13 protein-coding genes and 1 pseudogene are annotated in these 12,813 nt (G+C 55.0%); all 14 read left to right on the top strand.

Annotated features, from left to right (window positions below; all coding sequences use genetic code 11):
• The first annotated feature begins 5 nt into the window (after positions 1-5).
• Positions 6-866 (top strand): NAD(P)-dependent oxidoreductase, encoded by an 861-nt coding sequence (locus tag GKC68_RS11460; RefSeq protein WP_342656149.1) that lies wholly within the window; start codon positions 6-8, stop codon positions 864-866.
• Positions 863-1,237: pseudogene (locus tag GKC68_RS11455) on the top strand (AraC family ligand binding domain-containing protein); the annotation flags it as partial. The gene GKC68_RS11460 and the pseudogene GKC68_RS11455, both read left to right, overlap by 4 nt.
• A 217-nt stretch (positions 1,238-1,454) precedes the next feature.
• On the top strand, positions 1,455-2,477 hold the full coding sequence (locus GKC68_RS11450; RefSeq protein WP_342656148.1) for a dipeptidase: 1,023 nt from the start codon (positions 1,455-1,457) through the stop codon (positions 2,475-2,477).
• 157 nt (positions 2,478-2,634) lie between these two features.
• Positions 2,635-2,706, top strand: coding sequence for a pyrroloquinoline quinone precursor peptide PqqA (pqqA, locus tag GKC68_RS11445; RefSeq protein WP_009090272.1), 72 nt, complete (start codon positions 2,635-2,637; stop codon positions 2,704-2,706).
• Positions 2,707-2,758: 52 nt separating this feature from the next.
• Positions 2,759-3,676, top strand: a complete 918-nt coding sequence (pqqB, locus tag GKC68_RS11440; RefSeq protein ID WP_014593676.1) for a pyrroloquinoline quinone biosynthesis protein PqqB — start codon at positions 2,759-2,761, stop codon at positions 3,674-3,676.
• Positions 3,677-3,679: 3 nt separating this feature from the next.
• Positions 3,680-4,435 carry a pyrroloquinoline-quinone synthase PqqC gene (gene pqqC, locus GKC68_RS11435; RefSeq protein WP_013025732.1) on the top strand — a complete coding sequence of 252 codons (756 nt, stop codon included), beginning with the start codon at positions 3,680-3,682 and terminating at the stop codon, positions 4,433-4,435.
• Positions 4,436-4,437: 2 nt separating this feature from the next.
• Complete coding sequence (pqqD, locus tag GKC68_RS11430) at positions 4,438-4,716, top strand: pyrroloquinoline quinone biosynthesis peptide chaperone PqqD (protein ID WP_028724358.1); 279 nt, start codon at positions 4,438-4,440, stop codon at positions 4,714-4,716.
• On the top strand, positions 4,703-5,845 hold the full coding sequence (gene pqqE / locus GKC68_RS11425; RefSeq protein ID WP_342656147.1) for a pyrroloquinoline quinone biosynthesis protein PqqE: 1,143 nt from the start codon (positions 4,703-4,705) through the stop codon (positions 5,843-5,845). The genes pqqD and pqqE overlap by 14 nt, the downstream gene beginning before the upstream one ends.
• The gene (gene pqqF, locus GKC68_RS11420; protein ID WP_342656146.1) at positions 5,845-8,106 is read left to right on the top strand and encodes a pyrroloquinoline quinone biosynthesis protein PqqF; all 2,262 of its coding nucleotides are present in this window, start codon (positions 5,845-5,847) and stop codon (positions 8,104-8,106) included. Before pqqE ends, pqqF begins: the two co-directional genes overlap by 1 nt.
• 118 nt (positions 8,107-8,224) lie before the next feature.
• A complete protein-coding gene (locus GKC68_RS11415; protein ID WP_028724355.1) occupies positions 8,225-8,809 on the top strand; it encodes a YceI family protein in 585 nt (194 codons plus the stop codon).
• A gap of 508 nt (positions 8,810-9,317) precedes the next feature.
• A complete protein-coding gene (locus tag GKC68_RS11410) occupies positions 9,318-10,298 on the top strand; it encodes a 6-phosphofructokinase (protein WP_028724353.1) in 981 nt (326 codons plus the stop codon).
• 9 nt (positions 10,299-10,307) lie between these two features.
• Positions 10,308-10,622: a PTS sugar transporter subunit IIB gene (locus tag GKC68_RS11405; protein ID WP_013025738.1), complete on the top strand. Its 315-nt coding sequence runs from the start codon at positions 10,308-10,310 to the stop codon at positions 10,620-10,622.
• On the top strand, positions 10,615-11,982 hold the full coding sequence (locus GKC68_RS11400; RefSeq protein ID WP_014593681.1) for a PTS sugar transporter subunit IIC: 1,368 nt from the start codon (positions 10,615-10,617) through the stop codon (positions 11,980-11,982). The genes GKC68_RS11405 and GKC68_RS11400 overlap by 8 nt, the downstream gene beginning before the upstream one ends.
• The gene (locus GKC68_RS11395; RefSeq protein WP_028724352.1) at positions 11,969-12,811 is read left to right on the top strand and encodes a class II fructose-bisphosphate aldolase; all 843 of its coding nucleotides are present in this window, start codon (positions 11,969-11,971) and stop codon (positions 12,809-12,811) included. Before GKC68_RS11400 ends, GKC68_RS11395 begins: the two co-directional genes overlap by 14 nt.
• The last annotated feature ends 2 nt before the right edge of the window (positions 12,812-12,813 follow it).

Raw genomic sequence — 12,813 nt, 5'->3', positions numbered from 1 at the left:
TCAGCATGAAACAACCTGATGTTGCAGTACTGGGATTAGGGGCGATGGGGCATGCCTTTGCCGCTAATTTACTGAAAAAGGGGTTCAGGGTGTACGGCTGGAACCGCACCCGTGCGCGGGGAGAAGATTTGATTGCGGCGGGGCTGACGTTAACCGATTCCGCAGCGGAAGCCGTGCAGAAGGCGGACGTGGTGATTGCCATGTTGTCCGACGGCGAGACCACAGAGCAGGTCCTGCACGAGGCGAAAGCGGCGCTGAAACAGGGCGCAACGCTGTGTCAGATGGGCACAATCGGCGTTGAAAAAACGGATGCGCTGATCACTTTCTTTGCTCAGGCGCGTCCCGATGTGGTGTTTATCGACGCACCGGTTTCCGGCACCAAGGCGCCCGCAGAGAACGCCCAGATTCTGGTGATGGCGAGTGGCGATCGGTCCCGTGCTCAGGCCGCAGAGGCCGTTTTCGACGCGATAGGTAAAGGCACGCAGTGGCTGGGTGAGGCGGGCAAGAGCGCGCGCATGAAGCTGGTGATCAACAGCTGGCTGATTGGTCTGATGCAGAGCCTGGCCGAAAGTACCCGGCTTGCCGACCAGTTTGGTTTCTCAACCGACGATCTGTGGCAGGTGCTGGACGGTGGTCCGCTGGCGGCGCCCTATGCCAAAATGAAGCTGGGCATGATGGCCAGCGATGATTATAGCCCGCAGATGCATCTGCAATGGGCGCTTAAAGACGCCAGGCTGGCACTGGACGCCTCAGACCATTCACTGCCCGCGCTGGAAAATATCGCCAGCGTCTGGCAGCAGGCCGTTGACGCCGGGCACGGTGAAGAGGACTTAGCCGTGATCTATAAATATCTTAAGTCGCAATGAGTTCAAGGGTCAGTTTTGATTTCAGCACGTGCCCGCTGGCGCCGCTGGCGCACGACTATTCGCATGGTGCGACGGAACCCTGGCACCATCACAGCTGCGCGCAGCTTATTCATACGCTGAGCGGCGTGGTACGCGTGGAAACAGAACAGGGCAGCTGGACCGTACCGCCAGGTCGTGGCGTCTGGCTGCCCGCTTTTATCCCTCATCGCTTGTACATTACCGGCGCAGTCGCCGCACGCACGCTGTTTATCGATCCCCTGGCCAGGGCCGATCTTCCCGCCAGCTGCCAGGTCGTGCAGATTTCAGCGCTGCTGCGCGAGCTGATCATCCACGCCATCGATTTGCCCGTGTCCTGTGCGCCAGCCAGCCGTAGAGAACTTTCTCAGCCGGATGCATCAACATCGTCATCTCCTTGTAGGTGTTAATCCAGTGTGGCGTGGCGTTACGCCCGTTGCGCGCGGAAAACTGACAATCTGAAGCGCAAAAGTGACAATTTTGTTGAAGCCTTGTGGCGCTGAGTGCGCAGGCGTTTGCTGAAGGGTAAAGAGAGCGGTAGCATAACCTGATGTTTCTCAAGGTGGTTTCCCTATGCTGGTTTTCGACGGGCACAACGATTTGTTACTCAATCTGTGGCTTTACCATCGCGATGCGCCCGCAGAGGCTTTTTATGCGGGCGTGCCAAAAGGTCACCTCGACTTTCCTCGTATGCAGCAGGGCGGTTTTGCCGGTGGGCTGTTTGCTGTTTTTGTGCCGCCGCAGGACTATCTCGCTCAGGTCGCCCCGGCTCGCGCCGCACAAGAACCCTATGATCCGCTGACAATCATGTGGCAGCAGCTGGCGATACTGCAGCAGATCGCTGCGCAGTCAGCGGGCCGGGCCAGGCTATGCCACAGCGCTGCAGAGATTGAAGCCTGCCGTGCTGAGGGCGTGCTGGCGCTGGTGGCGCATATTGAGGGGGCCGACGCGCTAGATGCGGAGGGCGAAACGCTAAACGCCTTCTACCAGGCGGGCGTTCGCTCCATCGGCCCATTCTGGAATCTGAAAAATCGCTTCGGCGAAGGGGTTAACGGCCGTTTTCCAGGTTCGCCGGATACAGGGCCAGGCCTGACGGCAGAAGGGGAGGCGCTTATCAGGCAGGCCGCTGCCTTAAACATGATGATTGATGTGTCGCATATGAATGAAAAAGCCTTCTGGGATACCGTCCGGCTTTCCGCTGCGCCGCTGGTGGCCAGCCACTCTAATGCTCACGTTTTATGTGCTCAGCCGCGCAACCTGACCGATAACCAGCTTAAGGCGATCCGCGCCAGCGGCGGGCTGGTTGGCATGAACTTTGGCAATGCGTTCCTTCGTGCCGATGGTCAACGCGACAGCGATACCGATCTGACAGAAATCGTCAAACATTGCGATCACTTAATTAACATAATGGGCGAAGATCACGTAGCATTCGGTTCCGACTTTGACGGGATCTCGCCGCCTGAGGCGTTAGGTGACGTTAGCGGTCTGCCGCGATTGCTCGCCGTTTTTCGCGACTCGGGCTATGATCAACGCATGCTGGAAAAATTAACGTGGGGAAACTGGCTGCGGGTTTTGCAACACACCGGACTGCGCTAACACGTTTTCTTACGGGCTTTTCATTGATTTCACCTGGCCGTCTGCGTGAAAATAGTGTGACAAGGTTCGCATTTTAACCCCTGTCACAATGCTGTCTTGCAGCCATTTATTTGTATGTTTATCTCAATCTCTAAGGAAGAAACTTATGAAGAAAATTATGTGGAAAAAACCAACGTTTGTTGACCTGCGCCTCGGTCTGGAAGTGACGCTGTACATCTCCAACCGCTAATCACTTGCCCGCCGTCTGCGCGGGCATTTTGTTTCAACACCTGGTTCCTTTCATGTTTATTAAAGTCCTTGGATCGGCTGCAGGCGGCGGATTCCCTCAGTGGAACTGCAACTGCCCCAACTGTGATGGTGTGCGTAACGGGACCCTGCAGGCCAGCCCGCGCACCCAGTCCTCCATCATCATCAGTGATAACGGTGAAGACTGGGTGCTCTGCAATGCCTCACCTGATATCAGCCAGCAAATACTGCATACGCCTGAATTAGTGAAAAAGGGCGTTCTGCGCGGGACCGCGATCGGCGGCATTATTCTTACCGACAGTCAGATTGACCACACCACCGGGCTGCTCAGCCTGCGTGAAGGCTGTCCGCATCAGGTGTGGTGTACACCTGAAGTGCATGACGATCTGACAACCGGTTTTCCGGTGTTTACCATGCTGAAACACTGGAATGGCGGCCTTCAACACCGGCCCATTCGTCCCTTAACGCCGTTTAACGTGGACGTGTGTCCGGATCTCCAGTTTACCGCTATCCCGATCCTCAGTAATGCGCCGCCGTATTCACCTTACCGTGACCGTCCGTTACCGGGCCACAACGTCGCGCTGTTTATTGAAAACCGCGCCAACGGCCAGACGCTCCTGTATGCCCCGGGGCTCGGGGAGCCGGATGCAGTGATCCTGCCCTGGCTTGAGCAGGCCGACTGCCTGCTGATTGATGGTACGGTATGGCAGGATGATGAATTACTGACCGCGGGCGTGGGGAAAAATACCGGCAAGGCCATGGGCCACCTGGCGCTGGCCGAAGAGCAGGGGCTGATGGCACTGCTCGCCCGTCTGCCAGCAAAACGAAAGATTTTAATCCATATTAACAACACGAATCCCGTTCTCAACGAACAGTCACCTCAGCGGCAGTACCTGACACAACAGGGCATTGAGGTGAGTCACGACGGGATGGCGATACATCTTCAGGACTAAACGATGCTGATTACGGAAACCCTGTCGCCGCAGGCCTTTGAACAGGCGCTGCGTGATAAAGGCGCCTACTACCATATTCATCACCCGTACCATATTGCGATGCATAACGGTCAGGCCACGCCGGAGCAGATTCAGGGATGGGTGGCGAATCGCTTTTACTACCAGACCAGCATTCCGCTCAAAGACGCGGCGATCATGGCCAACTGCCCTGATCCGGCAACCCGACGTAAATGGGTGCAACGCATCCTGGATCATGATGGTAGCCAGGGCGAAGATGGCGGCATTGAGGCCTGGTTACGCCTGGGTGAAGCGGTGGGCTTAAGCCGGGATGAACTGGTCTCGGAGCAGCATGTCCTGCCGGGCGTCCGGTTTGCGGTTGATGCCTATGTCAGTTTTGCCCGTCGCGCGAACTGGCAGGAAGCGGCCTGCAGTTCGCTGACCGAGCTGTTTGCGCCTCAGATTCATCAGTCGCGGCTCGACAGCTGGCCGCAGCACTATCCGTGGATCAAAGAAGAAGGTTACTTCTATTTCCGTAGCCGCCTGAGCCAGGCCAACCGCGACGTGGAGCACGGCCTGGCGCTGGCGCTGGCGTTTTGCGACACCGCGGAAAAACAGAACCGCATGCTGGAGATCCTGCAGTTCAAGCTGGACATTCTTTGGACAATGCTGGATGCCATGACCATGGCTTACGAACTTCAACGCCCGCCTTATCACAGCGTGACGGATAAAGCGGCCTGGCACACAACCCGACTGGTATAACGATGAACGAACACACAATTGCCGCCTTTCGCCGGGGCTACCGTATGCAATGGGAAGCGGCGCAGGACAGCCACGTCGTGCTTTATCCGGAAGGCATGGCGAAACTCAATGAAACCGCCGCCGTCATTCTGGAGCTGGTTGACGGCAAGCAGGATATCGCCGCGATCATTGCCATTCTGGATGCGCGTTTCCCCGAGGCCGGCGGTGTGGGCGAGGATGTCAAAGAATTCCTGCAGTCAGCCTATGAACAGAAGTGGATACAGTTTCGTGAACCAGCATAAACCTGGCGTCAATCCGCCCCTGTGGCTGCTGGCAGAGCTGACGTACCGCTGTCCGCTCCAGTGCCCGTACTGCTCAAATCCACTGGATTTTGCCCAGCAGGAAAAAGAGCTGAGCACTGAACAGTGGATCGACGTCTTTCGCCAGGCACGCGCCATGGGCAGCGTTCAGCTTGGCTTTTCCGGCGGGGAGCCGTTGACGCGCAAAGACCTGCCTGACCTGATCAAAGCGGCACGTGACTTGGGTTTTTATACCAACCTGATCACCTCCGGGATTGGCCTGACGGAGAAAAAGCTTGAGGCTTTCAGCGACGCCGGACTGGATCATATTCAGATCAGTTTCCAGGCCAGTGATGAAACCCTTAACGCGGCGCTGGCCGGCTCTAAGAAGGCGTTTCAGCAGAAGCTGGAGATGGCGCGCGCGGTCAAAGCCCACGGCTATCCCATGGTGCTGAACTTCGTGCTGCATCGTCACAATATCGATCAGATCGATAAGATTATCGACCTGTGCATCGAGCTTGAAGCCGATGATGTGGAGCTGGCGACCTGTCAGTTTTACGGCTGGGCACAGTTAAACCGTGAGGGATTGCTACCTACCCGTGAGCAGATCGCCCGGGCCGAAGGCATCGTGAATCAGTACCGTGCGCGCATGAGCGACAGCGGTAGCCTCACCAATCTGCTGTTCGTGACGCCTGACTATTATGAAGAACGTCCCAAGCCCTGCATGGGCGGTTGGGGTGCGATCTTCCTGAGCGTCACGCCCGAAGGCACCGCGCTTCCGTGCCACAGCGCACGCCAGCTGCCGGTGGCTTTTCCCTCTGTGCTTGAACAGCGCCTGGAGGATATCTGGTACCACTCGTTTGGCTTCAACCGCTATCGCGGCTATGACTGGATGCCGGAACCCTGTCGCTCCTGTGACGAAAAAGAGAAAGATTTTGGCGGCTGTCGCTGTCAGGCCTTTATGCTTTCCGGCGATGCAGATAATGCCGATCCGGTCTGCAGCAAATCGCCGCACCATGGCAAAATCCTTGATGCCCGCCGCGAAGCCGACTGCAGCGACATTAAAATTGGTCAGCTTCAGTTCCGCAATCGCAGCAATTCTCAGCTGATCTATAAAACGCGGATTCTGTAATGCATTCACGCTGCCTGCAACTCAATGGACTGAACGTGACGCTGTGCCACCAGCCGGACGCCACCCAGGCGGCGGCGCTGGTTAAAGTGGCGGCAGGCAGCCATGACGAGCCAGAGCGCTGGCCTGGACTCGCGCATTTGCTGGAGCACCTGCTTTTTACCGGCAGTCAGCGCTGGCCGCATGACGGGCGGCTGATGAGTTGGGTTCAGGCGAACGGCGGGCAGGTGAATGCTACCACCCAGGCACGCGAAAGCGCCTGGTTTTTTGAGGTCACCCCCGACAACTTTAGTGAAGGCCTACTGCGCCTGCAGGATATGCTGAGTGCGCCGAGCCTGACCCGCGAGGCCATCAGCCAGGAAATCGCGGTGATTGATGCAGAGTACCGCCTGCTGCAGCGCCATGCTGCGGCCCGCGCGCAAGCCGCCATGTTTACGCCAGTGACGTCTCCGGCGCAGTTTAAACGCTTCCATGTCGGGAACAGGATGTCTTTCGGTGACAGTGTCACTGATTTGCAGGCGGCGCTGCGGTCTTTTCACCAGCGCTTCTTTCACTCCGACACCATGACGCTGTGGCTGCAGGGCCCACAGTCGCTGGAAGCGCTCACCGCGTTGGCGAAGGCGTTTGCCGCTGCGTTTCAGCCACACAACAGTGCCAGGCGGCCCGATGCCCCGATAACGCTCTCGCCCAACAGGGCGCTGGCGTTACAGCAGGAAGGGCCGTCAGCATTCTGGCAAAGCTGGATTTTACCCACGCAATTTCGTGACGGCGTCACTTTATTGCGCGAGTTTTTCCTTGATGATGCCCCTGGCGGGCTGGTGGAAACGCTATTTGCACGCACGCGGGCCAGTCAGCCTGACGTGAAATGGCTTTATCAGTCAGACGCGGACATGTGGCTGGCGATCACGTTCGTCACGGAGGCGCCGGCCGCTGTTCCACCCCTGATCGCGTCCTTTCTTGAGGCGCTGCGCCATACCACGCCGGTGCAGCGGCAGCACTACTGGCAGCTGGCGCAGCAGCGCCTGGCCGCACAGTCGCCCCTGCTGCAACTTCAGGCGCGCGCGCTGGGCTTTGCGGCCGTTGGCGACTGTCCTGACCTGGACGCCTTACTGAACGAAATGCACGCCGCCGCGGCGACCACGCTGATGTGCGCCGCCGATGTTAAAGGTGAAGCGCACAGGGTTCAGGGTTATGACCTGTCACTGACAGACTGGCAAACACCTGTGATGAATTGCCCGCCCGTCAGGTGGACATTTTATCCGCAGCCGAATCCCTTGCCGCTGCATGCAGAGCCGACCGGCCAGGCCGTGTTACCCCATATCAATCCGGATGAGACGCAGGGCACGCTGGTGCTGCGTCCTGAACTTTATACAACATGGGCAGCCGGCGCGGCCTGCGAGCCTGAGTTACGCCCCGTGTTCGCGGTGCTGCGGCATTTTGCCGGCAGCGGAGAGTGGCGTGAGGTTCAGGGCGTCTGGCAACTCACTCTGCGCCTGCCGTCAGACAATACGCTGCTCAGTGCGGCACTGGGGCAGCTTGTACAATGCCTGGAGCAGACACACAGCGTATCCACGCCGGTGATACCGGGCATTGCGATACGCGAACTGCTGCGCCAGCTGCCTCACCGGCTGGCGACGTCACTCAATCCGCAATGCTGGCGTGCCGTCCTGCTCGGGGGCAATGCCGAACAGCATCGGCGCCTGTCCCGGCAGTTGAGTGTACTGACGGTGAATTCCCCCGCGCGCCCTGATTACCGCTGCGTAGGCGGTGAAACCTGCATTCCCCATCCCAGCGATGACAGTGCCGTTCTGCTGTTTATTCCGCTGGGCGACCCGCAGCAGCTGGCCGCACTTCGCGCGCTGGCGCTGGTCTGTGAGCCGCGCTTTTATCAGCGCTACCGGGTAGAACAGCCGATCGGCTACGTCGTCAGTTGCCGCTACCATCGCAGTACGGATAGTGATGGTCTTCTCTTTGCGCTTCAGTCACCGGATTGTCCGGCATCGACCCTGATCCAATACTGCGAAGACTTTCTGCGTGACATAGCGATCTACATTGACCAGCAGGAAATCGACCTGCTCAAAACGCCGCTTTTGCAGGTGAAAGAAGATGTACGTGGCGTGGCGTTACGCCAGTCGAATGGGTTGCCAAACCTGGAGGCGGAGAGGATAGCCGCACTCACTGAGGGAGAGGTGAAGCAGGTACAGCAACAGTTACTGACCGATCGGCACCGCTGGCAGGTCCTGTATGCTAAAGGTAAGAACTAGAATAATCACACACTGATATTGCTGAATAATTTTGATTGTTTACGCCAAATCTGTTCACTTTTACTTCCTGCGTATATGGCTCAGACTCAAGTTGATGTCATAAAATAAGGAAGTAAAAGTGAAGAATGTAAAACGTTTCACGCTGCCACTGCTCGCAGCTGCTGCACTCTATGTTCCGGTTTCTCAGGCCGAAGCTATGCATTATCAACTCGACCCGCAACATACCTCTGTTGTGGTAAGTTGGGAGCACTTCGGCTTCTCCCATCCGACTGCTGACATTCCAGACACGACAGGTTCTCTGGTTTTTGACAGCAGTAAGCCCGAACAGTCGCGCGTTGACGTCACGTTACCGGTTAGCAAAATCGACAGCCATGTTCCTGCCCTGACCAAGGAGTTCAAAGGCGCGGAGTATTTCGACGTGGCGAAATATCCCAGTGCAACCTTCCGCAGCACCAAAGTCATTGCCAAAGGCGATAACAAATTTGATGTTGAAGGTAACCTCACTCTGAAAGGCATTACCAAACCTGTGACGCTCCATGCCACGCTGAATAAGCAGGGTGAGCATCCGATGGTCAAGAAGCAGGCGATTGGTTTTGACGCCACCGGTACCATTAAGCGTTCTGACTTCAAACTGGACAAATATGTCCCCGCAGTCAGCGATGATGTAACACTGACAATTTCTACGGAAGCTTACGCCAGGTAAATTCCGTTATTTTCCGGCCCGGCACCCAGGTGTCGGGTTTTTTTTCAGCAGATTCCGCCGCCGCTGGCCAGGCTAAGCGCTATTCGTCGTCCATTCACTCCCCCCTCTGCACACTTTTGCCCTGTGCTAAAAAATGCATCTCATCAAGGTGTTCCTGCGGATTCACCACAGCATTGTCTGTTTCGGAAATAATAAATCGCCTGCCGAACCTAAAAAAATGAGGTCAGAATCACAAATTCACATCGAGATTTTTTTGGCAACGGCGTGGCGCCGGATTGACAGAAAAGTTATTCCGATCTCTATATTTAACCTGTTGTTTTATAACGTGAAGCTAATCGCTTTTCCTGAATCTGTAAATGTGATTTGTTTCACATAAATAAGCTGGTTCGAAGGGTTGTCAATATATTGCCTACATAAATTCCTCTCGTTTTTGTGATCTCACTTGCAAATACCAGGCTGATATCCCGAAACAATAGCTTCAGACGCATTAAGCCAGAAGGATGTCAGGATGAGAATCGGAATGGTCATTAGCGGCGGCGACGTCACCGGCATTAATAATTTCATTTTCCAGATAGCCAGGATGACGCAGGCGGAGATGATATTATTTAACGGCGGCATTCCAGGCTTGCTGGATAATGTCTGCCAGGAAATTTCTCAGCGCGATTTAGTGGATTTTTCCATTACCTCTCTTCCGGTAATGCAGTCAGGCCGAACCGCGCGAAAATTAATTCGTAGCGAATACGAAACAATCGCCCGGCAGTTAAAAGCATTACGCATCGATGTATTAATTCTGGCGGGAGGCGACGGATCGCTGCAATTTCTGCATACGCTCAGTGAATTTGGTGTGAACTGTTTTGGCATCGGCATGACGATTGACAACGATGTCTACGGCAGTGATTACACCGTGGGCTTTTCCACCGCCTGTGAGCAGGTATTAAAAGAGGTGGCAAAGCTCAGAAACACCGGTCGGGCATTACCGGGCCGGGTATTTATGGTGGAACTGCTCGGCGGCTACTGTGGCGAATTGACGCTCCAGTCAGCGCTCAAATCCAACGCCGACTTTGCGCTGATCCCGGAATGCCAGATCCCCACAAACGTGCTGGCAGAACGCATCACCGCGCGCCTCAGCGAACAAAACAGCGTGGTAATCCTCTGCTCAGAAGGTTACACACGGGAATATTCACCGGGCTTTCAGGGGGCGATTGACACATTAATTAAGCAGCTAGAACCCTTGATCGGCGTGCGCATTCGCAAAACGATCGTCGGCTATGGACTGCGAAATGGCGATCCCACCTGTGAGGAAATTTATCAGGGCACCATTATGGCAAGTGAAGTGGTTCGTTGTATTCAATCCGGAATGCGCAATAAAGCCGTAATTATTAACGGCAGTAATAAGCCTATTCCGATTGACTTAATAAGCATGAAAAAACGCCTGGTCGATACAGAAGGGCATCATTATAAACTCGCTAAACAACTGCATATATTGTGAGGAGAAAACATGCTGAAAATTTTATGTGTCTGTGGTTGTGGCCTGGGGTCAAGTTTCGCTATCGAAATGAGTGCGAAAGCCGTTTTAAAAAAACTGGAAATTGACGCCGACATCGATCACACCACGATTTCAGAAGCTAACGCATTTAAATCCGACATGATCCTGACGCAAAAAGCCTTTGCGGATGTCTTAAATGCCGACGCCACACCAGAACAGATCAAACGCGTAATTATATTAAATAAACTCACCGATAAAGCTGAAATTGAGCAAAAAATCGTGGCTTTCTTAAAAGAGCGTAATGTGAAGGTTGCTAATCATGAATAGTGTAATTAATTTTCTGGTTAAAGACTTACTGGGGCAGGCATCCATTCTGATCGCGTTTATTGCGCTCATCGGACTGGTCCTGCAAAAAAAATCTGCCGGCAAGGTGGTAGAAGGCACGTTTAAAACCCTGTTGGGGTTCTTAATCATGATGGCCGGCATCAACATCATCGTGGGCGCGCTTACCTTCCTTAACAGCATCTTCACTCACGGTTTTGGGATGCAGGGCTACATCACCGACGTGGCGGCCATTGCCGGACTGGCAAACCGCGAGCTGGGATCGGAAGTGGCCATGACGCTGCTGGTGATCTTCATCGTCAACATCATTATTGCCCGCCTGACCCCGTTCAAATACATCTTCCTGACCGGCCAGGCGCTACTGTGGATGGCCACCATTGGCGCGGTTATCGGCTATAAAGCCGGCCTTACCGGATTACCGCTCATTTTAACCGGCGGTATTTTTGGCGGCGTGATGGCGGTTGTGATGCCAGCGCTGGCGCAGCCGGTGGTGCGTCGTATCACCGACTCGGATGATGTCGCGCTCGGTCACTTCTGCACCATTGGTTACCTGCTCACAGCGGCAGTGGCGAAGGTGGTCGGAAAAGGCTCACGTTCGACGGAAGACTTAAAGCTGCCCGATAACTTTAAGTTTCTGCAGGACACCTATCTGTCCATGGCGGTGGTGATGGTGCCGATGTACCTGATTCCTGCCGTGGCGGCAGGCCCGGCTTTTATCGCCCAGTACAGCAGCGGCACCAACTATCTGATGTATGCCTTTATGCAATCCATCCAGTTTGTGGCAGGCGTGTTTGTGCTCTATAGCGGCGTGCGACTGCTGCTGAATGAACTGGTGCCGGCTTTCCGCGGTATTGCCATGCGACTGGTGCCGGATGCGAAACCCGCCCTCGACTGTCCCGTTATGTTCCCTTATGCGCCAAACGCGGTCATTGTCGGCTTTCTTGCGACAACGCTAGGCTCTGTGGTGGGGATGCTGGTTTTCCCAATGTTTGGTCTGGCGATGATTCTGCCCGGTCTGCTGACTAACTTTTTTGCCGGCGGAACGGCAGGCGTGTTCGGTAACGCGCTGGGCGGACGGCGCGGGGCGATGATCGGCGGATTCGTCCACGGCCTGTTTATCACCTTCCTGCCCGCCATTCTGGTGCCGATGCTGGAAAGCTATGGCTTTACCGGCGTGACCTTCAGCGATTCCGACGTCATCAGTACCGGCCTGGTGTTGGGACATGCTTTCCAGAATAACTGGCTGTTCGTTGCCGTGTTCATTGCTTTTGTTACCGCTATCGCCTGGTTTGTTAACGGAAAATCCACTAAACCCCGTGAGGAAAACGTGCATGAAACTTTATAACTTTACCGAATTGCTGAAAATTGCCAAAGAGCGCCAATTTAAAGCGGTAGGGTCATTTAATTTACACTGCCTGGAAATGTTACCGGCTTTTTTTAAAGCCGCCGAAAATACCAACAGCCCATTAATGATTCAAATTTCAACCGGCACAGCGAAATACCTGGGGCATGAATTACTGGTTGATGCAATTAAATCGCTGTCAAAGAGTAAAAATATTCCGACCTGTTTGCATCTGGATCACTGTTCCGATTTAGACGCGATTCAGACGGCAATTCAAGCCGGATTTAGTTCAGTCATGTATGACGGGTCACATTTACCGCTTGATGAGAATATTGCGAATACCCGCAGGGTGATTGATATGGCCCGCCCCGTAAATGTCTCTGTGGAAGCGGAGTTGGGCGCCATTGGCGGCTCTGAAGACGGCAAATGTGTGGAAATGAGCGATATTGCGTTCACCACGGTAGAGGATGCCAGACGTTTTGTGAATGAAACCGGCGTGGATATGCTGGCTATTTCCATCGGCACGGTTCACGGGCTCTACACTGGCAAAGCCCATATTCAGCATCAACGGCTGGCGGAGATTACGGCCGCCACGGCTACGCCGCTGGTTCTGCACGGTGGTACCGGGGTCAGTGATGACGACATGCGCCTGGCGGTGGGCAGCGGTATCGAAAAAGTGAACGTGGGAACGGAAATGAATGTGCAGTGGGTCGCCCAATGCAAGGCAACGTTTGAAAAAGGCAAAGTTAACGACAGCGTGCGTAATTTCCTCGTGCCTGCGAATAATGCAGTGACCAATGTATTAGTAGAAAAAATGCAGCTGTTCCGTTAAGC

Origin of the sequence: Pantoea sp. RSPAM1 (assembly GCF_038816185.1) — a bacterium.
In the GTDB taxonomy this organism is placed as follows: domain Bacteria; phylum Pseudomonadota; class Gammaproteobacteria; order Enterobacterales; family Enterobacteriaceae; genus Pantoea; species Pantoea ananatis.
The sequence above is the reverse complement of the archived record's forward strand: the minus strand, read 5'-3'. Positions and strand labels throughout refer to the sequence as shown.